Annotated in this window: 1 protein-coding gene (only partly in view); it reads right to left on the bottom strand. The window is 66.2% G+C overall.

Features of this window, described 5'->3' with window-relative positions; translation table 11 throughout:
- Positions 1–112 precede the first annotated feature (112 nt).
- Positions 113–25,584, bottom strand: the 3' portion of a protein-coding gene (locus METLW3_RS28910; protein ID WP_024881765.1) for a LamG-like jellyroll fold domain-containing protein. Its footprint extends 1,042 nt past the window's final position; 25,472 of the gene's 26,514 nt are visible here — the last part of the coding sequence; the start codon falls outside the window, past its right edge; it ends in the stop codon at positions 113–115.

Genomic DNA, 25,584 nt, shown 5'->3' with positions numbered 1-25,584 from the left:
CCACTCCGTTTTGAAAACGAGCACGCTCTACTTCATGCTTCTAAAGCGCAGGTCACGATTCGCATCATTGTATGACGGTCATATTACATCGCTGCGCGTCCCTCCCACGCCGCTACCAATCGAACCGCCAGCCATCGCCCGCCAGCGCGTGTCCGTCGTGATCGGCGTGATTGCGCTTGTGCTCGGCTTCGAACCACAGCCAATCGTCGAGGTCCGAGCAATGGGGAGCAGGGGCGGGCGGCGGCGGGGGAACGAAAGTGATGGGAACATCGACGCTCGCCACGCCGAAGGCCCCCGCGACGGCGGCCTGCTGGATTTGATTGGCGGTGAGCGCTTGCCCGAAGAAGGCGACCTCGTCGATATGGCCGTCGAAGGACTTGGTGATCTTCAGCTTGGAGAGATCGCTCGCCGCCCCGACATTGGCCTCGTCTGAGCCGCCGATCACAATCGCGGATTCGTTCGTGGTCAGACCGCCGGCATAGGCGTTCGAGCCGACGAGCGCGCCATCGAGATAGAGCTTCATCCCGCCGGCGCCGAAGGTGAAAGCGAGATTGCGCCACGCCCCGGCGGCCACCGTCGTCGACGAGCGGATCGAGTAGACGCCGCTCGGCCCTTCCATTTGCACGACCAGATGATTTCCATCGAGGCCGATCGTCAGCCCGCCGCCGAGGCCGGCGCCGTCCTTGGCGAATAGCGTCTGTTGTCCGAAGGTCGAGCGCGCATCGAACCAGAAGGTGATCGCGCCATTGGCGACGGCGAAAGCCGGATCATTGGCGACCGCCACATATTCGCGGCTGGAGTCGTGGAAGTCGGCCGACATTCCCGCGCCGAAGGGCGCGATCGTCGTCGATGGGCCGGCGTCGTCACGGTCGGGCTGGCCGTTGGCGTAGAACACGCCGTTGTGCGCAGCGCCGGCGCTGTCCGCGACGGTAGAGCCGGCGCCGTCGAAAGTCCAATAGGCGATCGGCGTCAGCAATTGCTGATCGACTGTCACCTGCACGCCGGACTGCACGAGCAGCTGCGCGCTGCTGTTGTGGTAGACGTCGTAGAGGACATTGCCGATCGTGCGCTGGCCGATATCGCCCCAGGCGCCGGAAAGATGCAGCGGCTGGCCGCCGTCGCCGAGCACGACCAGCTGGCCATTGCCGGCGAGAGACTGCACATCGGCGGCGCTCAGCGTCGCGGGGTTGGCGCCGCCGAGCACATAGGCCGACGTTCCATCGCCGAAGACGAGACGCTCGACGCCTTCCAGCTGATCCGTGCCGTCGATCGTTGGCCCGGCCGCGCCTTCGGCGATCAGCTTTTGCGCGCCCTCCTTCATCAGCCGACGAACGAAGGCTTGATCGACGGAGCCGCTAAATATCGCCACCTCGTCGATGAGCCCGCCGAAGGCGTTGGTCGCGCGCTGCTTGGCGAGATCGCCGGAGGCGTCGGAATTGCTGGCGTTGGAGCCGCCGATCACAATGGCTTCATGATTGCCGGCGAGGCCGCCGGTGTAGGAATCCTCGCCGACGAGCACGCCATTGAGATAGAGCTTCATCCCGCTTTGGCCGAAAGTGAAGGCGATCTGGTTCCACGAGCCGGCGGAGACGATATTGAGCGTCTCGACGACATGGCCGTCGAGCCTCGCCTCGAGACGCTGCCCGACGAGGCTGATGGTGAGGCCGTCCTCGGCGCGCACGTCGTTCTTCGAGAACAAGGTCTGCGTTCCCGACGTGCCGCTCGCGTCGAACCAGAGCTGGATCGCGCCATTGTCGAGCGCGAAATCGTCGGAATTGGCGACGGCGATATAGCCGCGCGGGTCCTTGTGGAACGCCGCCGATGTTCCCGCGCCGAAGGGCGCCACGCTCGCGGAAGGCCCGGCGTTGCCGAGATCGGAGGCGAGCTTCGTCACGAAGGTGGCGTTCTGCGGCGCGCCGGCGCTATCCGCCAGCGTGGTAGAGCCGCGCGCCTCATCGAGCGACCAATAGGCGACGCCTTGCGGCAGCGCCGGACGCGTGTCGGCGACTTGAAGCGCGCCGCCGACGAAGGACAGCTGATAATCCGAAAGCGCGCCGCTGAGACCAGAGCCGGCGCTCGCCAGCCGCGGACCGGAGACGACGAGACGGCGGATCTGATCGCCGTTCAGCGCCTGGCCGAACACCGCCACCTCGTCGATGGAGCCGCGGAACGCCTTGGAGATCGTCAGCTTGGAGAGATCGCCGGTCTGGTTCTTGTTCGTTTCGTCCGAGGCGCCGATCACGATCGCCTGGCGATTATTCGCGAGGCCGCCGCTGTAGGAATTGGCGTCGACCAGCGCGCCGTCGATGTAGAGCTTCATGCCGTCGGCGCCGAAGCTGAAGGCGAGCTGACGCCAGCCGCAGCCGATATCGTCGCAGCTCGTCACCGTATAGGACGTCGTCCCCGTCTCGAGCCGCGCATAGACGCGGCCGTCGGCGACGCCGATGGTGAGATCGCCCTCATTATTGCCATAGCCGTTCTTGGCGAACAGCACCTGATCGCCGTGCGCGCCGTCGGCTTCGAACAGGAAGGCGATCGTTCCATCCGCCGAATGCAGCGCCGCATCGTCGGCGACCGCCACATATTGCCGCGCATCGCCATGGAAGCTCGCACCGGCGCCGGCGTCGTCCGATCCGTGCAGGGACGCGCCGTAGAAGGTTCCGTTCTGCGGTGTTCCGACCGAGTCGGCGACGACGCCATTCGTAACCTTGTCGAAGGACCAATAAGCGGTCGGCTGCACGATCGGCATGGAGACCGTGTCGATTCCTTCGCCGCCGTCTATGAGATCGTCGCCGCCGCCGCCGACGATGTAATCGGCGCCGTCGCCGCCCAGAATGACGTCGCTGGCGACGCCGCCGATCAGCGTGTCGTCGCCGAGGCCGCCGAGCAGCGCCGACGGACCCGAGCCCGCGCGAACCGTATCATTGCCGTCGCCGGCCTTCACGGTCAGCGGCGCATCGACGCTCGCATCGACAGTCACAATGTCGTTTCCGCCGCCTGTGGCGATGAGGATGGATTTCACATCGGCGGCGGCGAAGGTCTTGATCACATTCTGCCCGATGATCGGCAGGAAGCTCGCATAGACCTCGATCGTCGCGCCATTGGGATCATTGGCGCCGCGCGCGCCCTTCTGCATCGCATCCATCACCTGCTGATCGCTCAGCTGGCGGCCATAGACGGAGACCTCGTCTATGTGACCGGAGAAAGGATCGCTGATGGTCAGCTTGGAGAGATTGCCGGAGGTGTTGCGATTGTCGGCGTTGGACGCGCCGATGACGATCGCCTCGTGATTGCCCTGCAATCCGCCCGTATAGGCGTTCTCGCCGACGAGCGCGCCATCGAGATAGAGCTTCATGCCGGCTTCGCCGAAGGTGAAGGCGACATTGTGCCAATCGCCGCAAGTGACGTCGTCGCAGCCCTCGACGCGGTAGACACTCAGCCGCCCGGTCGCATCGACGCCCTCGAGCTCGGCGAACAGCGTCCCATGATCGACGCCGATCGTCAGCTGGCCGGCGCCGTGGCCGCTCTTGCTCTTCGAGAACAAGACCTGCGTGTCGCCCCAGCCATGATCCTGATCATTGGCGTCGAACCAGAGCTGCACCGCGCCGCTCGCGAGATTGAAGACCGCATCGTCGGCGACGGCGACATATTCTTTCTTGTCGTCGTGGAACTCGATCGAATTGGCCGCGCCGAAAGGCGCGAAAGCGGCGGACGGCCCCGGATCGGCGCGGTCCGGCGCGCGATCCGTATAGAGCGTTCCATTCTGCGGCGTTCCGGCGCTGTCGGCGACGGCGGTACCGCTGGTCTCGTTGAAGTTCCAATAAGCGACCGGCTCGAGCGGCTTGCGCACGATCACCGTGTCATCTTGTGGCGTGCCGGCGATGCGCAGCACGCCGTCGAGCAAAGCGACGCCGGTGAGCCGCGCCTCGGTGGTCGCGGTGGCGACACCGAGATCATCATCGGAAAGATGCGCCGAGATCGTCCAGAAGCCCGGATCGCGATAATTATGCGTCAGCTGGAAGTCGCGCGTTCCGGCGGCATAGGCGAGCGTCTCGGCCGCCGTCCCATCGCCCCAATCGACGATGAGCGTATAGCTGTCCTGCGTTCCCGGATCGGCGAAGACGCCCGTGAGCACGACCGGCTCGCCCGGCAGCACATTGCCGACCTCCGCCGCATTATTGGTGAAGGTCGTGAAGACCGGCGCGACATTCGCCACAGTGACCGCCGCGCTGATCGTCGCCGAGGCGCCATCCTTGTCGGAGAGCGTCAGATCGATGCGATAATCATCGGCCGCGGTTCCCGTCGGATTGTCGTCGAGATAGCGATGCGTCGCCGTGAATGTATGGCTCGCCTCGTCGATCGTCAGCGCAGAGGCGCCGCCGTCGCCCCAGACCACAGCGCCCGAATGCGTGTCGAGGACGCCGGCGTCGGCGAAGCGACCCAGCAAGGTCACGGTCCCATTCTCGTCGATGGTGAGGCTGGAAGCGAGCGCGCCGCCGATCGTCTGCTTTTGCGCGGCGACGCCGTTCAGCGTGAGATCGGCGATGATCGGCGCCGCATTCGTCACGATGACAGCGGCGGTCGAGACATTGCTCGGCGCCCCGGCGTCGTCGGTCACGATCGCGGAGATCGTGTAGTTCGCGCCCGCGGCCGGATTGTCGAGATAGACATGGGTCGCGGTGAAGGCGCGATTGACCGCATCGACGATAATCGTCGCCCCGGCGCCCGCGCTCGCGGAGCTCGAGCCATCGCCCCAATCGATCGCAACCGTATGGAGATCGAGCGGCCCCGCATCTGTGTAGACGCCGGAGACGGTGACGGAGGAGCCCTCTTGCGATGCGCTCGGAACCACAGTCAGAACGCCCACGACAGGCGCGACATTATCGACCTTCAGGCTGACGACCGTCGGGGCGCTGGCGCCCTGATCCTTGTCGACGATATTGGTCGTGATCGTATAGACGCCGTCCTGAACATAGCGATGGGCGACGTCGAAATTGAGCGCGCCGGCGGCAAGATCGACGATCTCGCTCTGCCCATCGCCCCAGGCGACATTCAGCCGGAAGCTGTCGAGCGTTCCCGGATCGACGATGCGGCCACTCAGCCGTGCGAACGCGTTCTCGGCGATCTCGGCCGACCCCGGCCCCGCGGCCGGTGCGACGGCGACATTTTGCAGCGTCGGCGCCACATTGAGCACGGTGACGTTTTTGTCGGCGGCGACATAGGCGCCGTCATTGTCGGTCGCGCCGGTCTTGATCGTATAGGCGCCATTGTCCGCATAGGAATGCGTCGCGACGACATTGCCATTGGCGGCGGCCGCATCGATCAGAATGTGATCCTGCGCGCCATCGCCCCAATTCACATCCCACCATTTGATCTTATCGGCGCCCGGATCGGTCGCCGCCAGCGACAGGCTATACACGGCGCCCTCATCCGCCGTCGCGGCGCCCACGACGGTCAGCGTCGGCGGGACCTCATTGATCGTGATCGTCGTATAGGCGTCGGCGACGCCGCCATCCTTGTCGACGATCTGGCCGTGAACGAGCAGCGCGCCGCTCTGCCGCAAATATTGGCCGGGAACAGTGGCGGAGCCGGCGCCCTGCACGAGATCGAAGGTTCCATTATTGTCGAAGTCGTAGCGATAGGTCAGCGACGCCGCGTCCACCGGTGACGGATCGGTCACGCCGGAGAATGTCACCGTCGCGGAGGCGGCGCCTTCGCTCACCGCGCCGCTATTGACGAAGGTGGCGAAGCTCGGCGGCGCATTGTCCACCGTCACGCCGACCGCCTTGGAGATCGTCGTCGGAGTCGCCGAGCCGATCGTCGCATAGCCGACGATCACATGCGGCGCGGAATAGACGCCGCTGTCATTGACGCCGAGCGCCGTCAGCTCGCTCCAGGAGAAGCTCGCCGTCGCGCCGCTCTTGTCGATCGTCCCATCATTATTGATGTCCCAACCATAGGAGAGCGGCGCGCCGGTCGCTTGCGCGGTCAGCGTGAGCGACTGGCCCTCCGCGATGCGATAGGGGCCGCCCGTATCGATATTATTCGCCGTGAGACCGACCGTCACCGCATAGGCGGCGGAGGTCGCTCCGGTCGGAGTCGTATCCTTGTCCACCGCCGTGGCGCGGATCGCGACATTGCCCGGCGCGGCATAGACATGGCTCGCCTGCGTGGCGTCGGCGCCGAAAGTCTCGACGGCCGAACCATCGCCCCAATCGACGCGCCATTCGAGCACGCGATCGATCGGCGAAGCATCGGTCGCCGTGAAGCCGATGGTGAAGGGCGTTCCGACCGTCGCCGAATGCGCTCCGGAAACGGCGACCGCCGGCGGCGTGTCGGCGATCTGGATTTTCGACACGGCGGTGCTGGAGAGACCGTCGGAATTGGTCGCGCGCACCGCGATCGTATAGAGGCCATTGTCGGCGAGGCCGAGATCGACGAGGCGATCCCAGGGAAGCGTCACGCGATAGACGCCGCCGCCGAGAGCCGTTCCGATCACTTCGCCGAACTGTCCGTCGCCGTCTATGTCGAAAGCGACCGGACCGGACAGCGAATTGGTCGAGCCCAGCGCCTGCACATTGGCGGTCAGCGTCACGCCCGAACCTTCCGAGGTCGAATAGCTCGGCGCGGAGAAGGACACGATCGGCGACGACAGAACCGTCAGCCCCTCGAATGTGTCATAGGCGACCGCGCCCTTGCCGGCGAGGCTGATCGAGCCATTGGTCTGCGGGATCGGCAGGCCGGCGACTCCGCCGACGAGTATGGAGGCGTTCGGATCCTGCGGATCGACGATCAGCGTGTCGCCGGGCAGCGCGCCGGGCGCGTCGCCATGCAGCGTCGTCACCGCATCGGAGGGCAGGTTGGGAAGCGAGACGCGCACAATGTCCGGGTCGGCGTCGCCGGAGACTGTCGTATGCGCCGCGGCGCCCACCTTCTCGATCGTGATCGTATCGGAGCCGGCGTCGCCGTTGATCGTCGTCGTCGCGCCTGCGCCCGTGTTCTGCACATCGATCGTGTCGGCGTCCGCGCCGCCATGAATGGCGAGCGTGTCGGCCGCCGTCTTGGCGTTGACGACGCGCAGATCGAGACTGTCCGCGCCGGCGCCGAGATCGACGCTGGTCGCGCCGCGATAATCGGCGACGACGACATGGTCGGAGCCTTCGCCCGTATTCACCTTGGTCGCGCCGACGATCGCCGGCGGCGCGGAGACGAGCGACACAGTGTCGTCGCCGACGCCCGTGGTGACGCCGATCGACTCTATATCCGTGTGCTCCGTCGTGAATGCGATCGGCGGCGCCTTGGGCGAGAGATCGACATTGAATGTCGCGAGGCCGCCCTGCTGGGTCGTCGAGCCGAGGCTGCCGACATAGGCGGTGAGCGTGGAGCCGTTCTGCGGTCCGAGGATCAGAGAGGTGGGGGTCAGCAGGCCACGCACGCCGCCGACCGCATCGCGCACGACTTGGACGAAGCCGAGCGCGCCCGTCTGCTGATCGCGCTGGAACACGGAGATGTCATTGGCTCCGCGCGCCGTCACCAGCACATATTGGCCATCGGCGGTGACGGCGACGTCGGTCGGCGCGTCGAGTCCGCGCACGCCATTGGCGCCATTGCGCAAAGTCTCGACGAAGACGAGCGGCTGCGTCGTGGAGCTCGTGACCTCAAAGACGGAGAGCGTATTGCCGCTCTGGCTCGTCACATAGACGAAGCCGCCGTCCGGGCTCACCGCCACATCGGAAGCGCCGACGAGTCCATTGGTCGCGCCTGCGAGAGTCTGAGAGGCGCCGGTCGTCGCATTCGCCGCAGTGAGGCTGCCGGTCGAAGCGTTCACCGAATAGGTGAAGCCATTCTGCGCGATCGTTTCCGTCGCGGCGCTGCTCGCGCCGGCCTCGGTCGAGATCAAGGTGAGCGCGCCGGTCGTCGTGTTCAGCGAATAGCTGCGCAGGCCGGCCGAACCCGTCGTCGTCAGCACTCGAGTGGCGGCGTCATAGCGCATCGAGTCGTAATAGGAGCCGCCATCCGATTGCGATTTCGCGAAGGAAAGATCGCCCGTCGCCGAGGCGAGCTTGAAGGTCGCGAGCCTGCCGGTCGTCGCGCTCTCGGTGATAACGAAACCGTCGGTTCCGGTCACGAGCACATTGGAGACGCTCGAAAGGCCGGAGACGTTGTTCTGCGCCTCCTTGAACAATTGGCGCTGCGATCCATCGTCGGCGTTCACGACGACGAGCGAGCTGGTCGCGGTGGAGACGCCGAAAATGTGATTGGCGCCCGGATCGGCCGCTATGGCGTCGAAGCCGGTGAGCTGCGCGACGGTCGGCGCGGAGGGGCGCGCGATGGAGAGATATTGGACATTGCCGCCGAGCGACAGCGTATTGCCGGTGATCGTCGTCGCGCCTGAGACGTTCACGCCGATCGACGCCGTGAATGTGTGATTATGCGCGCTGCCCTCTGGAACCAGCGTCGCCCACACCTGGCCCGGAGCGAGGCTCGTCAGCGCCTGATCGGCGCCGACGCCATTGGTCTTCAGCGCTTGCGCCGTGGCGCCGTCGACGCTGAGCGTCGGATTGGCGACATTGATCGTCGACACATTGGCGACGATCAGCAGATCATAGCCCGTGTAATCCTGGTTCAGCGCGCCGACGCCCTTGTCCAGCAGCATGACCGCGAGCAGCGCGTCAGAAGGCGCGTGATCGAGCTGCGGCGTCGTCGTGTTGAAGTCGATCGAGGCGGCGTCGAGCCCGGAGACGACGCCGTATATGTCCGCGCCGCCCGAAAGGCCGACGATGGTCGGCGTCTGCGGCGCGCCCGCGATATAAGAGTTCGACTGACGCGGGCCGGTGAAATGCTCGACATTCGGATCGGTCGCGGCGAAAGCCGTCTGGCCGCCATTGCCGGACACCGCGCCGCCGCTCGAGAAGGTGAGCGAGGTGTTGCTGCCCAGAATGAAGCGTCCCTCGCCGCCCTTTGGCGCGCTTCCGCCGCCGACGCCGCCCGAGGTCGTGACGGAGGTCTTCAGCGTCGCGCCGCCCGAGGTGAGATCGCTGGCGTAGAGCTTGATCGCGCCGCCGGAGCCGCCGGCGCCATCGCCGCCGTCGCCGCCCGGGCCGCCCGCGCCGCCGGAGCCGCCATTGCCGCCGTGATGGGCGTCGGAATCGTCGCCGCCGCCGTTTCCGCTCGACGTCGGTCCGTAATTCGGATCGGGGTTCTGGCCGACGCCGCCGGTCGCGCCCGCGCCGCCGACCGCCGCGAAGGCGTCGCTATTGCCGACGCGGATCTGACCTTGCGCGACCAGCTGGAAGGCGCCGCCGCCCGCGCCGCCCATGCCGCCCGCGGCGCCGTAGCCGCCGACTCCGCCGCCGCCGCCGCCATCGCCGCCGCCGCCGCCGATGTAATTATCGGTGAGGCCGAGGAAGCCGCTGGTCCAATGGCGGCCATTGCCGCCGCCGCCGCCACCGCCGCCGCCGCCCGAACCGCCGCCGCCGCCACCGCCGCCGCCGCCGCCGCCCATGCCGCCGGAAATGGCAAGACCCGTCGCGGAATTGGCGCCGCCGAAGCCGTCGCCGCCGGTTCCGCCGGTTCCGCCGGTTCCGCCATTATCGCCATTATAACCGTCGCCGTCGCGCAGGCGCTGGCCGTTGACGATGTCATAGGCGCCATAGGCGCCGCCGCCGCCCGAGCCGCCGTAGCCGGCGTAGCCCTGGGCGCCGCCACCTCCGGCCGAACCATTATATTGGTTGCCGACGCCGAGCCCGCCCGCGTCGCCGGAGCCGCCCCAACTGCCGTAATAGCCCCAGCCGCCGTCGCCGCCTATGCCACCGCCGCGGCCGAAATCCTGATAGGCGCCGCCGCCGCCGCCACCACCACCGCCGCCGCCGTAATAGCTCGGAGAGCCATAGCCGCCGCTGCCGCCATGGTTGTCCCCCGTGCCATAGGGACCGCCGACGCCCTGTCCCGCGGAATTCGTTCCCTGGAAGGTGAAATCGGACGGAAGGCTGCCGTTGGAGCCGCCGCCGCCGCCATAGCCGCCGACCGCGCGCGCTCCCGCAGAGCCCGCGCCGCCCGCCGCGCCGCCGCCGGCGCCCGCGGTCTGATTATGCGCCGAGAGATCGAAGGTCACATTGTCGGCGAGCTGCACATTGTTCGCGACATCGAACGACAGAGCATTGGCGCCCGCCGCCGATACTTTTAGTCCGGCGGGCAGGTTGAGATCGCCGGCGAAATTCACCGAGACCATGCCATTGTTCGCGCCCGTGGCGCTCGCATCGGCGGTGATCGAGAAGCCGGACTGGCTATAGCCCAGATACCACCAGCCGCCATTGGTGAAATCGAGCGTGTCGTCGACCGCCGCTCCGCCATTATTGTAATTGACCTGAATCTTACCCGAGTTGATCCAGACCCACTGGCCCCCGTAATAAACCGTCGTGTCGATCGAGAAATCATTCGAGATCGTATAGGTCGGCACGGTCGCCGGCGCGACGGTCGCGGCCGCATTGGGCAGATCGTCCACCGCGACGATATTGTCGACGAGGATCGAGCCGAATGGCGTCGACCCATCCTTCGCGGTCAGCGTCACTCTGTCGAGCCCATAGAAGCTCGCGAGCGAAGTGTCGAAGCGCTGGAAGCCGGCGCCGGCGACGAGGCTGAGCTCGACGCTCACCGACTGTCCGCCGAGCGTATGGCCCGTCAGGACGACGATCGCCGTTCCGCTCGCCGCCGTATTGGCGAGCTCCAGCGAATAGAGCGTGAAGCCGTCGCCATTCGGCGTTCCATCGGCGCGCGCCGCCTGCAGCGTCAGCACATCGCTATTTGCGCGCGCCTGCGCCGCCGGGCTGATGGCGTCCGACCGAATGAAGCCGAGCGCGTTGGAGGTCGACAGTCGGAAGCCGTTCGACGCATAGACGATGTCGCCCTGTTTCAGCCCGTCGAAATTCAGCGCCTTGTCGTAATTACGATAAGTGTCGAAATCATTGGCGGGATCGGGCTGGGTCACGACGACGAGGCCCGATTGCAGCGTGATGCGATTATTGTCGATCGTCACATTCACATTGGCCGTGCTGGTGGACACGACATCGAGCGTGTCCGTTCCCATCTTGCCGCCGAGAATGCGCGTCAGATCCGCGCCGGCCGTCGAGATCACCGAGACCGGCGACCCGGAAGGAAGCGCCATGGCCTGAAGGTCGGTGTCGAGCAGAGTCCAGGCGATCGCGACTGTCGAATTGGCCGAATTATCGACGATGAGCTGCTCCACCGTCTTGTCGATGGAGGTGAATTGATTGGCGATCGGCTGCGTCGGAATCTCGACCTGCAACGTATCCTTGCCCGACTGGCCATCGACGATGGTGCGCGCCGTGCTGACGCTGCGCGCCTCGATCAGATCATCGCCGCCGCCGCCGAACACGCCGACGATGGTCGCCGGAAGAGTCGCCGCATGGACATTGAGCGTGAATGTGTCATTGCCGTCGCCGAGCTTCACATCGACCTCGGCCAGAGAGCGGAAGGTGACATCGCCGGCGGTGAGGCCGGAGACAATTCCCTCGCCGACGGAGGCGCCGTCATGGATCACGCCTGTCGTCGTGGCGGCCGGCGTGCCGGAGAGATCGACAGTGAGCTTGTCGGCGGCGCCGGCGCCCGTGACCAGCAGCGGCGCGCTCGTTCCATAGACGATCGCCTCATCGTCGCCCGCGCCGAGATTGATCGTCGTCGCCTTGCCCGCGCCGTGAATGAAAATTCGATCCACCGCGCCATTGGAGTCGACGATGATCGGCGTCGCCGAACCATTGATCGTGACATTGTTCGTCGTCGCGCCGCTGAGCGCGATCGTGGTCGCCGCGACGCCTTCGAATTCGACCGATTGCGCCATTCCGACCGCGGTGATGCGGCTGCGCGTGGCCGAGGCGGCGTCGAGCGTCAGATTGGAGTCGACCGTCGGGCTCACCGAGAAAGCGTCGCCCGCATCGCCGCCGCCGCGCACGAGCACATGGCCGCGAATATTGGCGAGGTTCGGCCCCAGCGTGATGGCGTCGGCGCCGGCGCCCGCATCGAGGATCGTATCCGTCGAGCTGGCCGCGATCGAGATGGCGTCGGCGCCGGAGCCGGCCTTCACCGTCACAGTGGCGAAATCGCCATAGGTGACGCCAATGTTCGGATCGACCACCGACTGATCGGTTCCGCCCATGCCGAAGCCGAAAATCTGATTGCCATTGGCGCCGCCGATGACGCCCGCGTTGGCCCCCGTATCGCCGCTATCATCGACGAGCAGCGTGTCGGCGCCGGCGCCGCCGTCGAGAATGAGCGTTCCCGCGAGTTTGTTCACCGTCGCGTCGGCGCCCGACACGATGACGGAATCGGCGCCATCGCCGAGGAACAGCGAGGTGATGGTCGCCGCCGCCGTGGAGCGCACCGTCGCCGTGTCGGCGCCCGCGCCGAGATGCAGCGCGAGCGAGCGAAGATCGCTATAGACGACCTTGCCGGTCATTCCGAAGCCGGCGACCTCGCTGTCGGAGACGGTTCCGGTCACGCCCTGCGCGAAACCGGAATTGTCGAGATCCAGCGACGCCAGCTTGTCATTCGCGCCCGTCACGGTCAGCGTTCCGACGATCGTCGTGAGATTGCCGCCGGTATTGCTCGTTGCAATCAGCTCGCCGCTCGCATTGGTCGTTGCGCTCGCGCGGCTGCCGATGAGGATGACATCCTCCGCGCCGCCGGTCGTCACCGTCGTGGGCGCATTGGCCGACACGCCACGGATGACGATGGTGTCGCGATCCGCGCCGCCGACGACCGACACGGCCGCGGCCGTGATCGCGCCCTCTAGATCGATCAGCGCGCCGACGCCGGAATCGGCGTCGCCGAGGTCGCCGGTCAATGTCGCGGTCTTGGCGGCGTTCAGCGTCGCGCCGACGGCCATGACGATATTGTCGCCGGCGGCGAGCGACGCGGCGCCCAAGGTCGCGCTCATGAAGGAGGTCGCGCCGAAGATGATGTCCTCGCCGACCGCATTGCTGTCGCGCGTCGAGAGGATGATATCGCCCGTCGTCGAGGCGACGGTCCCGATTCCGAGGCCGCCCGCGACATCCGTCGCGACCACATCGCCCTTGGCCGAGGCGATGAAGGAGCCGGCCGCGCGCGCCGCGTCGATGCGCAAAGCATCCGCCTTCGCGCCGATCGATCCGCCGCCGGCGTTGAGGATGAGATTGGGCGCGCTCACATTGACCGCGACACTGGCGTCGGCGTCGAGAATGGAGCCGGTCGCCGAAAGGCTCACGGTCCCGCCCGTCGAGCTCGCCGAGCCGACCTCGAGATCGCCCGTCTCGCTGATGAAGATTCCATCGCGCGCCAGCGCGTCGAGGCGTGTCGAAACGGTGCGGATCGGCGAAGCCGAAGCGCCGACCGCGCCCTTCGGCGCCGAGAGCGACAGAGTGGTCGCCTCTATGCGGCCATTCGCATTCGCGACGATATCGCCATTCGCGGTCGTGATCGACACCGGACCGAGCGCGTCGAGAATGGCGTCGTTCAGCGTCACCTTGGTGCGCGCGGCGGTCGAAGTGTTGGCGATGGTGACGGCGGTATGGCCCGGATCGGCGCTCGTGACCGGCAGGAAGTCCTTCTTATAGGTCACGTCGACGACGACGTTCTGCGCAAAATTGGGCGTCGCCGCCAGCGGATTGATGAGCCCGACCTGCACGTCGAAATTCGACGCATTCTGAATGAGGACATGATCGAAGGCGGTGAGGAAGGTGATCTTGGGCGAGCCCTTGATCGAATCCTCGCCGGGCGTCGTGCCATAGCCCGCAGGCGTCGGATCTTGCCCCCAGCTCGGAATGGAGAAGGTCGCCGTGCCGGCGGCGGTCGAAGTGTTGACGATATCCGGCACGATGAAGACGCCGTTCTGGAATGTGACCGTTCCTATGCCCTGCTGCTTGACGATATTTCCGGCGGCGTCGATGACGAGCTCGGGCGCCGGCGGCCCGGACAAGAACACATCGGCGTTGAAATCGATGGTCCGCTGATAGGCGATTGTCTGCGACGGATGCTCGGCGCCGGTGTCGATGGCCGCGCCATGCGAGCTCGCGTCGACGAAGCCGGACACATTGGGCGAGCCATAGGCTTCGACCGTCAGCGCGCGCGTATGGACGGCGCTGCCGCTCTCGGCCACGACGCGCGTCGTCACATCGAAATCATTCTTCGCATAGCTGTTGGTCGAGGCGCCGAGACCATTGGTCGTGGCGTCGGCGCTCGCGAGGCTGGTGACGGATTCCTGGCGCGCCTTCACATTGACGGAGCCGCCGCCATTCAGCGTGGCGCCGTTATGCAGATCGACCAGCGCATCGGATGTGGGGCTGGAGGAGCCCGGAGCGGACTCCGGACGGCTCAATGTCGCATGCGCTTCGGAATTGGCGCCGAGCGCGCTCGATTCGGCGACGGCGTCGATCTTCAGATCGAGCGTCGTGACGCGCGCGAGAACGTCGAGCTTTCCGCCCGCCGTCAGCGTCGAGGCGCCGACATCTGTCTTGGTCGCGCCGCCATAGGTGAGATTTCCAGTGACGCGCGTATCGGCGCCGAGACCGCCGGCGGACGCATGCGGCGCGGATTTGGCCGTGCTGGACGTGCGCGACTCGACCGAGAGATCGCCGCCCGCGGAGAGCTGCGCGCCGCCGCCGATCGTCGTCGTCGTCGCATCGGAAGCGTTCACCGTCGAGGTCGCGCCGATGATGGAGACCACCGCGCCCGCGCCGCCGTCGCCATCGGCCTTCGCATTATTGGTGGTGTCGGCGAGCACTGTAAGGCCCGTTCCCGCCGCTATATGCGCGCCGGTTCCGACGCTCAGGCTGTTGGCGTTCTTCAGCGTGCTCGTGCTTCCGCCCTCGATGACGGTGACGCCGCCATAATTGCCGGCGTCGCCGGTCGCGAAGGAGGTCGTCGTCGTCACCGACTGCACCGAGGCCGATTGCGTGGCGGCGATATCGGCGCCGTCGTCGATGGTCGTGGTCGTCGTCGGATCGATCTCGAGCTCTATGTCGAGCCCCTGTCCGCTCGCCAGTCCGCCGCCGGCGGCAAAGCCGAGCAGCTTGACGGAAGTCGTCTGCGTTGCTTTGACATCCGTCGTGCGGCTGCGGATGACGGCGCGCTTGCCGACGCCGACCGCCATGACGGGCGCGAATTTCGCATGCGCGATCACCGCGCCGACCGCAATGCCGCCTATGGCGCCGCCGTCGATCTCGAGACTGTTCGCGGTCGTCGTGCTGGTTCCGTGAACATCCACCTCGCCGCCGGCGTAGACGGCCGCATCATCGCCGATGCGCGCGGCGACCGCGCCATTGACGGTGATGAGCGTCACGCCCGCGGCCGCGCCGACAATGGCGCCGCCGCCTATGGCGATGCCCATGGGCTGATTGGCGTCGAAGGGATTGACCGTGACCGTGCGCTGCGCGTCGATCTTCACATCGCCGGCGACCTGCGCCGCAGTGGAGCCGATCTGCGTGAACTTGCCGACGATCGCCTGCGATGTTCCCGCGATGGTGAGCTTGCTCACCGCCGCGCCGAGTCCGGCGACGCCGGACACCGACCAGGCGCCGTCGGCGAGAAAATGATTCACATTGGCGACGGATTTGACGCTGACGTCGTGGAAGCCCGTGACGATCGTCGCATCCGCGAGCGCGGAGGCCTCGATGGTCGAGGAATCGTCATGCGAGGCGCCGGGCGTCGCGCCGAGCATGGCGCGCGCGGAGCTCGTGTCGTCGATGAGCGACACTGCGCCGCCGAGCGACACGAAGCCGCTGACCGCGCCGGCGAAGCCGAGCACATGCGCGTTGGAGTCGAGATTGGCGGAGACGGTGAGCACGCCGGCGCTGGGGTTCAGCCCTGTGATCGTCGTCTGCGGCGCGACGAAGGCCGTCGAATCCGCATCTATGCTCACAATGGCGAGACCGACGCCGAGCGCCGCCGCGCCGCCCGCCACGCCGCCGGCGCGCGCCGTGAGATCGAGCGCCTCACGCGAGATCACATCGAGATTGCCGGTGGTGATGTTCGCATTTTGCAGTATGCCGGCGGTCGTGCCGCTGGTGACGCCGCTCGTCGCCTTGGTCGCCGAATTCACCCTGCCCGCCGGCGTGTTCGCCGACGAAGCGCTCCGCGCCATATTGGCGATCTGCGCATTGCCGGCGGCGAGACGATGCTGCGAGCCCGTGGCGCCGGCCGCGTCTATGTCGATCGCATGGCCCGCCTGCGCGTCCTCATAAGAGGCGGCGAGCTTCACCAGCTGCGGATGCGCGCTGTCGACGATGACGAAATAGACCTCGCCGTCCTTCAGCCCTTTGATCGCATTGCCGCCGCCCGCGTCATAGACGACGGCGTCGCCGGTCTTCAGCCCGCGATCGGCGGTAAGATCGATCGTCTCGGCGGCGCCGTTCACCTTCTGCGCCGGATCGAAGGCGGGCGACGAGGCGTCGCTCGTCTGCATCTGGCCGGACAATGTGCCGACCGTGCTCTCGACGAAAGTGAGCACGGTGGATTTGTCGCTGCTGAGGGCCGAGGAGGAGCCATCCGAGGTCGAATAGCTGTCGGTGAAATTGCCGCCGATCGAATAGACAATGATGCCGCCGCCGAGGCCGACGAGGCCGGCGCCGGCGCTGATGGCGTTGGCGTTCACGGTCCAGCGCGAGAGCGCGAACACATCCGTGTCGCCCTTTGCGCGCACGCTCGCCGCGCCGATCAGCGCTTGCGTGTCATTGCGCAGCACGCCGACATCCACAGAGGCGCCGACGCCGGCGCCGAGGCTGGCGCCGAGGCCGCCGGCGAAAGTGAGCAGATCGAGCTTGTTTGTCGCGGCGACGATGACGCTCTGCGAATTAGCGGCCGTAGCCGCCGTGTTCTGATAGATCTGCGCGCCGTCGCCGATCGTCGCCAGAGTGTCGGAGTCGACGAGCTCGACCGTCACCGCGCCCGCTATGCCGGCATAGGCGCCGGCGCCGAGGCTCGCGCCGACCGAAACGATTTTTTCGGACGTCGCCGCGAGGACAGCGACGCCGCGCGCGGTCTTTTGCGCGAAGCCGCCATTGTTCGAATAGGTCCCGTCCGGCGCATCGGAGATGAATGCGGCGCTATTGGCGTAGGCGTCGACGATCGCATAATCGCCGATGGTCGCCAGCGTCGTCTTCTTGATCGAGGTGACATCGACGGCGCCGGCGCCGCCGCCTGAGCCTATGCCGACGCCGACGGCGCCGCCGATCGCATAAGTCGTCGTGTCATCCTTGGCGGAGACCAGGACATCGCCCGTCGCCGACACGCGCACACGGCCGGAGATGGAGGCGATCGTCGATGTGTCGATGACGATCACCGCCGCTGAGCCGGCGAGGCCGACTTCTCCCGAAGCGGCAATGCCCGCGGCGATGCTGAGAACGTCGGTCACTGCATGTGAGACGACGGCGACATCGCCCGCGGCGTTGACGATCGTGTCGTAACTATTGCCGCTCGTCGCGCCCTGGATGAAGGCTTCCGTCGCGCCTTTCAGCACCGGCGCCGCGAAGGCCGGCGTCACCGAGAAGCTGCCCGAGCCGGCGAGGCCGCCGCCGATCGCGAGACCATTATAGGTGCGGCCCGCGGCGACGAGCACATTCTGCCCGGCGCCCGCGCCCGTATCCTCATCCGCATTGATGCGCGCGCCCTGGTCGATATGGGCGAGCGTGTCGATCTGATGCACGGTCACCGAGCCGGCGAGCGCGCCAGATCCCTCGCCGGCGATGGCGACGCCGACGCCGGCGCTGGTCAGATCATTGACGCTGACCGCGACGATGATCACGCCAGATTGCGTCGCGACGAGCGGCTTGCGATCGCGATTATTCGCGAGCGTGGGATCGTTGAAATCCTTATTGCTGATCGACGGGACGCCAGTGCTGTTCAGCGTCTGCGCCACATGGCGGGCGGTCGAGGAGACGCCCGTGTCGAGCAGATCGATCTTCTGGCCGCTCAGCGCGGCGCTCTTATCGGCCGCCAGCGCAAAATGATTGTCGTCGATGCGAATGACGAAATAATGCCCGCCGGTCTGCAACCCGCCGAGCGGCAGCGACTGGCCGGTGTAGATCACCTCCTGGCCGGTGCTGAAGCCGTGCCCCGCGACATTCATCGTATCCGCGGCGTAATCGACGTCCGAAGTGGCGAAATCCTTGGAGACGCCCTGCTGGTGCGCATTGGCCGTCGCGGGCGGCGCGCCGAATTCGCCGGTATTGGCGACTATGCCGCTCTTGCCGGATTTGGCCAGCGCCGTCACCGAGGCGCCCGCGGCGATATAGGCCTCGGTCGTCTTCTTCACATAGCCGACGCCCGCGGCGATGCCGCCGGCGCCCGTCCCCGCGGCGGCGACATTGCCGGAGACTTGATCGAGCGTGGTGTCGTCCTCGGCCGAAACCAGAACATTGCCGTCGGAGCGCACGACGGCGCCGGCGTCAATATGGGCCTTGGCGGTGAGATCGAGCACGGAGACGCCGATGGTCAGGCCGCCCGCTCCCTCGCTGGCGCCCACGACAGCCGCCGAAACCGAGGTGATCGTCACATCGCCTTGCGCATCGACGATCACATTGTCGCCGCCCTTGGCGTTTGCGCCGGCGCCGACATAGGCCTCGAGGCGCCGCTTCACATAGTCGGCGTCCGCGCCCGCGCCGATGCCGACCTCGCTGCCGGCGATGGCGCCGGCGACACCGACCAGCGACAAATGTCCGTGCGAGACGATGTCGACATCGTGATCCGAATGCAGCCCCGCGCCCGCCGCCGGCGTCACGCTCGGCGCATCCTCATAGGCGAGCGCGCTCACATCGATATAGGTGAGGGTGAGCGCTCCCGCGCCGGCGCCGTCTCCGGCGAAGGCGCCGCCGACGCCGATGATGACGACGGATTCTCCGGCGGTCGCTTCTATCGAGAGGCCGTGTCGCGACTGGCCGAGCTTATCCGTGAAGGCTGTTCCCACGCCGCCGGCCTGCAACGTCGCGGCGCCGTCGACATAGGCCTTGGTCGTGTCGAGAATGGTGACATTGGTCGCCGCGAGGCCGACGCCCGCGTCGCCGCCAACGGCGAGCCCGCCGGCGATGGCGACGATATTGGCCGTGTCATCGGCGATCACGCGCAGATTATTGCGCGCTGAAAGATTGGACGCAGCGCCAACCACGGCCGCGGTCACAGTGTCGTCGATGACATTGATCGACAGCGAGCCGGCGAAGGAGACATTGTCGCCGCCGGCGCCGCCGAGGGTCAGCGAATGGATGGCCGCCGTCTCTTCGGCCTCGATGATGGCGTCGCCATTCGAATCGATAGTGGAGCCATCGACCTTCGCCGTCACCTGATTGGCGATGTAATTGGCGCCGATCGCCGCGCCGACGGCGCTTCCCGAGCTGGAAATGGCGACGCCGCCAGTCAGAGCGTTGATCGTCGATTCATCGCTCGCGCGCAGATTCACCGAGCCGCCCGAGCCAGTCGTCGTGCGCAGCGTCGAGCCATTGGAGACGATCGCCTCGATCGTATTATAAACGCCATTGACCGAAAGGCTCGCGCCGACCGTCGCGCCATTGCCCTTCGAGCCGCCCACGGCGACGGCGGCGATCTTGCCGGCGACAGAGATCGGCCCGTCCTGCGTCGAATGCGCGGTAATGCCGACACCGCCCGCGCCTGCGGTGATGGAGGAATTGTCGACCGTGGCGCGCACTTGCAGTGCGATCTGATTCCAGCCGAGGCCGACGCCATAGGCCTGGCCCTGCGATCCGACGCCGAGCGCGCCGGCGACCGCGTAAATGACCGAATTGTCCTTGGCTTCGAGAGAGACGCCCGAGGCGATCACATCGGCGTTCTGGATCGTCGCGAGAATCTGCGAGGAATTGTCGCGGGTGAAGATTTTCTGATCGGTCGAGATGACATTTATGCCGAGCGTGAACGCCACGGCCTTGCTGTCGACGCCGCCGCCGGTCGCAATGCCGAGCGACACGGCGAAAGCCCATAATTTCTGATCGTCGACAGAAAGAATCGACAGATCGTCGCCGAGGGTCATCGAGCTGCGACGCTTTTCGCCGAGCAGGCCGGCGACAGTGCTGGCGCTGAGCTGATTGAAACCGAGCGAAGCGCCGACGCCCTTTGCGCCCGCCGTATAGCTGGCGCCGCCGCCGATGGCGACGAGCTGCGCCTCGTCGCGCGCCGTGAGCGCCGCATCGCCATTGGCGCTGAGCTTTGCGCCGTCGATCGTCGCCTTTGTGGTGTCGACGATGCGATTGACCGAGACCGAGCCGGCGAAAGCGTCGCCCTGCTCATTCGTATTGGCGGAGACGGCGGCCGAGAAGCTGGCCAGCGTGCCGCCGCGCGTCGCCTTCAGCGAGATTTCATCGCGCGTCGAGAGCGCCGCCGCATGGCTCGCGATGATGAGCCCATTGGCGTCCGGCGAGCCGGAGACGGCGAGCCGATCGGCGATGAAGGCTTCCGTATCCGCGGTGAGCTGATTGAGCGCGAAGGCGCCGCCGATCGTCGTTCCGCCGCCGAGTCCCGTGCCGGCGTTGACCGAAACCGCGACGCCGCCGACGATGGCGACGATCGTCTGAGTGTTATCGGCGGTGAGCGACAAAGTTCCGACCGACATGGCGCCGCGCGCATTGATGTAGGCGAGATCGGTGTCGCGAATGAAATTGATTCCGGCGCTGCCGGCGACGCCATAGCCGCTCTTGGGCTTAGGCGCTTCCTCGAAAAGCGCGGGAAGCGAAATGCCGTCGAGCGGATCATTCGCCGAGGAGCCGAGGTTCTGCGGCGCGCCCTGCGGGCCGGTCAGCACCGTCGCCGTGCCCACGACGCCGACGACGACGCCGGTCGTCGTGGCCGACAGAGACGTGTCGCCGACATTCATCGACACGGCGCCGGCCGGCGTCGCATTCGGATCGCCGCCATTGCTCGGATCGGCGCCGATGAAACTATAGACTTTGCGCTCGACATCATTGACGAGCGCCGACATGCCGAGCCCGTTCGAGCCCTTGCCGGCGACGATGATCGTGCCGGCGATCTCCACCTCGGTTCCGCCGGTCGTCGCCGAGATGTCGACAGCGCCGCCGCCCGTGACTGTCGGCCCGAAGCTCGCCGTGGCGACGAGCCCGGCCTCGACGTCGCTGCGCTGGCGCAAGGCGAGCCCGCTGCCGGCGAAAGCGAATTGGCCGCCGTCATCGGTCTTGCCGCCCGATTGCGCGATGGCGAGGCGGAAAATATCTTCGGTCGCATGAATGGTCAGCGCGCCGCTCGCGCCAATGCCGACCTTGGCGTCGCCTTCGATGCGCGCATAGACGGTGTTCTCTATGGCGTCGACGAGGATGGAGCCGCCGATCGCCTTGGAGCCGGAGCGGCCGAAGACATCGACCACATCGCCGCCGCGCAGCAGCTCGCCGGCTTTCTTTTTCTCATATTTCGCCTTGCCGAACGGACTCTCGCTCAGCGACCATTTGCCGATGCCCGCCATTTCGGCGAATTGCATCATCACATCGGCCGTGACAGTGACCGATTGCGTCGCGGATGGATTGAATGTCGCGGAAGGCGGCGCCTGATTGATGCGGGCGCCCGACTGAATGACCGCCGTGCTGTGATCGATATAGGCGTTGACGGCGATGGAGCCGGAGACCGAGGTCGCCTGCGTGTCCTGGGCCTTGGCGCGCGCCATCACCCAAGTGTTCATGAATTTCGAGCTGACGCCGAAAGTGCCGTCCAGAAGATCGGTCAATCCGCTGACGCCGCGCGTGACGATGTCCTGCGGAATGCCGAGAACGAGATCGAGCGGATCGATGAGGAAAGGATAGGAGAGCGAGGATGCGACCTTCACCGTCTCGCCGGCGTCGACGATGGTGTTTCCGGCGATCGTCGCATTGGCGTCATTGAGATAGACGCCGACCGCGAAGGAGAGATCGACCGCTGTGGCGGTCGTGGATTTGGTCTTCGATTTGGAGACGTCGGACTGCGAAATGAGCTGCGTGCGCTGCGTGCTCGTCGCCAGCACATCGACATTGTGATCGGTCTGCAGCGTCGTCGGCTTGGCCGCCGTCGCATTCTTGCCGATCGTCGCCTCGACATCATTGATCACCACATTGACGGCGATGGCGCCGCCGGCGCTCAGCCCATCATTGGTGATGTCCTTGGTGACGTCCTTGCCAGTGGTCGGATCGGTGACAGTCTGCTTGCCGCTGGTCGCCGACGCCTGGCCGAAGATGGTCGCGAGCGCAATGTCGGGCTTGGTGAAGATGTCTTTATATTTCGTCGGATTGAACTTGCTGCCGACTTCCGGCTTGGCCTTGCTGCGCGTCTGCGAATCGAGGATCGCCTGAACGCCTATGCCATCTGTATTCGTGCTCGCCGCCAGAGTGTGATTGGCGCCCTTGCCGTCGCTGGTGAGATTGATCGCCTTGACCGCGGAGACCTCGCTCGCATCCTCGACGAGGCGGATGTGATTGTCGTCGACCTTGACGACATAATATTGCTCGCCTGCGGTGAGGCCGCGAATCTCGCGGTCGCCGGCGGTGAGATCATGCACATTGCCGCGCGAGGCCTGATAGACCCGGTCCTCGGCGATGACATGCACGGAGGCCGCGCCGGGATCGGTCAGCGTGACCAGCGCGCCGGTCGTCGCGTCGCGCAGCTCGAAGGAGTTGGCGTCGATGGCGACGAGCTTATACTGATGATCGCTCTGCAATCCGCCGATGGCGGAAGCGCCGAGCGCCTCGAGCGAGGCGTAATCGACGAGCAGCGGAGCGGCCGCGGTCGCGGTGAATCCGTGGTTCTGAAGGTAGATGCGATTGGTCGCCGTGTCGACGCGCGCCAGCGTCACGCTCGCCGTCGTCTGCGTCGCGGCGTTGGAGAAGCTGTGCGTCCCGAGCGCGCTTCCCTGCGCCACAGAGACGACGACGCCATTCGAGTCTTTGAGCTGGAACAGATCGTCGCTGATCTTCTGCACCGTATAGACGGCGCCGCTGGTGAGATTCGCGATCGGCGTGTTTCCGCCGGCGTCATAAGTGACCTGATCGCCGGTCGAAAAGCCGTGTCCCGTGATGTGAAACGTCTTCGCCGTCGCGTCGATCGCATCGAGCTCGAAGGCGCGCGACAGCGTCGTCGATTTGGTCGGATCGACGGCATAGATGACGGCGTCGCCGCTCTTGAAACCATGATCGGCGATGGCGATCGTGTCGAGCGCGCCGTCGACCGCCGTGGCGGGATCGAAGCTCGCGACGGAGCCGATATAGGCGAGCGCATGCGTAGCCGCCGAGCCGGGGTCGGTCAGCGTGATGCGCGCATCGGTCTGCGCGTCGCGCAGCTCGAATGTGTCGGCGTCGGTGGCGACCAATTTATACGGATGCGCCGCCTGCACGCCGCCGAGCGTCACATCGTCCTCGGAGAGCGAATCATAGGTCACATCGATCGACGTCCCGATCGCGAAGCCGTGATTTTTGACGTGAATGCGGCCATTGGCGTCCACGCTGGCGAGATCGACCTCGGCCTTCTTATTGTCTGACGCGCGCGTGAAGCTCTGCGTTCCGAGCGCCGAGCCCTGCGCGATCTGAATGACAGCGCCGGAGGCGTCCTTCAGGCGGAAGGTCGCGTCGTCGATTCTGTCGACCGTATAGACGGCCTTGTCGGCGAGGCCCGTTATCGTCGTATTGCCGGCGGCGTCATAAGCGACCAGATCGCCGGTCTCGAATCCATGGGCGGCGATATGGATCGTGTCCGCGCTCGCATCGATCGCGTCTATGTCGAACAATTTGGATTTGACGACGTTCAGCGTCTGCGTCGCGGTCGGATCGACGCCCGACGGATCGAGATCGATCGACGGCTCCTTGGCGAGCTGAATATGATCCTGATCGAGGACGATGACGTAATAGCTCTTGCCCTTGTCGAGCCCGCCGACCGAGTCGCTCTGCTGGCCCTGCACCGCGAGCACGGTGGAGCCGGCGACGGATGTGTTGACGAGATAGGGCGTGTAGACGACGGCCTGCCCATTGGCGAAGCCGTGATTGGGAAGTGTGATGATGTCGGTGGTGGGATCGACGCCGCCGATCGGATCGAATGTCTTGGTGTCCGCGCTATCGCCGGCGACCGTGCCCGCGGCCTTGATCGTTCCGTCGAGCGACGCCTTCACCGTGCCGAACTCGAAAGCGAGCGCCACGCCGACGCCGGCGCGGCCGTCGATCGGGCTGATCGTGCTGGCGTCCGGCGTCGTCTTGGTCGCGCCATTGGCGATGACATTGACATTGCCTGCGCGCGACGTGATCGAAGCGTCGAGGCCGACCGTCGCGAGAGCGGTGAGATCCGTATGCGCGATCGCAATGGCGATGGACGAAGCGTTGGGATTGACCGTGCTGTCGAGATTGGAGGAGGCGCGGGCTACCGTCTTGGTGGAAGTCGAGCCCTTGGCCGAGATGGTGACGCTGCCGCTGGCGTCGATGACGGTCGAGCCGCCGATATTCGCCTCGACGTCGCTCTGCGCGAGGCCATAGCCGCCGGCGAATTCGAGACCCGTATATTTGGCGAGGCCGCCGCTGCCGAGCGCCGAGGCGATCGCGAACACCTGCGTGTCGACCTTGGTTTCCGCCTTTATGTCGACCGTTCCTTCGGCCTCGATCGTCGCATCGTCGACATTGATCTTGGCGTCGGCGCCGCGCAGGATCACCGAGAGATCGATGCCCGTCGCGGCGCTGAGAAGCACGCCCGGTATCTGCCCCAGCAGGCTCGTCAGCGTGCCGGTGAAGCCAGCGGCGGCGGCCGGCGCGTCGCTGTTGAGGTTGATGTCCTTGGCGGTGGCGTTCACCTTGATCGAGCCGCCGCGCAGGACCGCGCCCTGAATGTCGATCGCGGCGTCCTTGGCCGTGAAATCGCCCGGCCAGCTGACGAGGCGCGTGGCGACATCGGAGGTCGCGAGCGAGATCTTGCCGGCCTTGTGGCCGTTGGCCGTATCGGCCGCCGCGAGCAATTGCGCGTTGGGTCCGAGCGCGATGCGCGCGCCGCCCGCGAGACTCGTCGTGCCGTCGGAGTTGGTCTTCTGATGGCCGAGCAGGATTTCGCCGGCGTTGCCGCCCGCGAGCTCCGTCGAGACGATCGCCGAGCTGGCGACATTGCGCAGCGTCATCGTCACCGAGCCGCCGCCGCTCGGCGCGAAGGTCAGCGCGTCGCCGACGCTGTATCCCGTTCCCGCAGAGCTGAGCCGCGCGGTCGCGACGCCATCCGCATCGACGACGATGGTGGCCTCGGCGCCCGTTCCGGCGCCGCCGGTCGCGGCCACATGGGTATAGGTTTCGCCGGCGGTCCAGGAGCCGCTGGAGCCGGTCTGCTCGGCGACCGTGCCGACATAGATCGAGTCGGCCTCGAGAGTGAGCGCGCCGCCATGGAGCGCAATATCGCCAGAGACGCTGATGACGCTCTTATGCGTCAGATGATTATCGCCGGGCAGCAGGCCGCCCTCGTCGAAAGGATCGTAACCGGAAAGCAGCGTGCTCACCGACAGCGCCGCATGGAATGTGCTGTCGAGCGAGGCGATGTCGACGCTGTCCGATCCAGAGCCGCCGGTCACGGTGAGCGAATGCGTCGGCGCGCTGAAAGTCT

Source organism: Methylosinus sp. LW3 (assembly GCF_000527115.1).
GTDB lineage: Bacteria > Pseudomonadota > Alphaproteobacteria > Rhizobiales > Beijerinckiaceae > Methylosinus.
The sequence above is the reverse complement of the archived record's forward strand: the minus strand, read 5'-3'. Positions and strand labels throughout refer to the sequence as shown.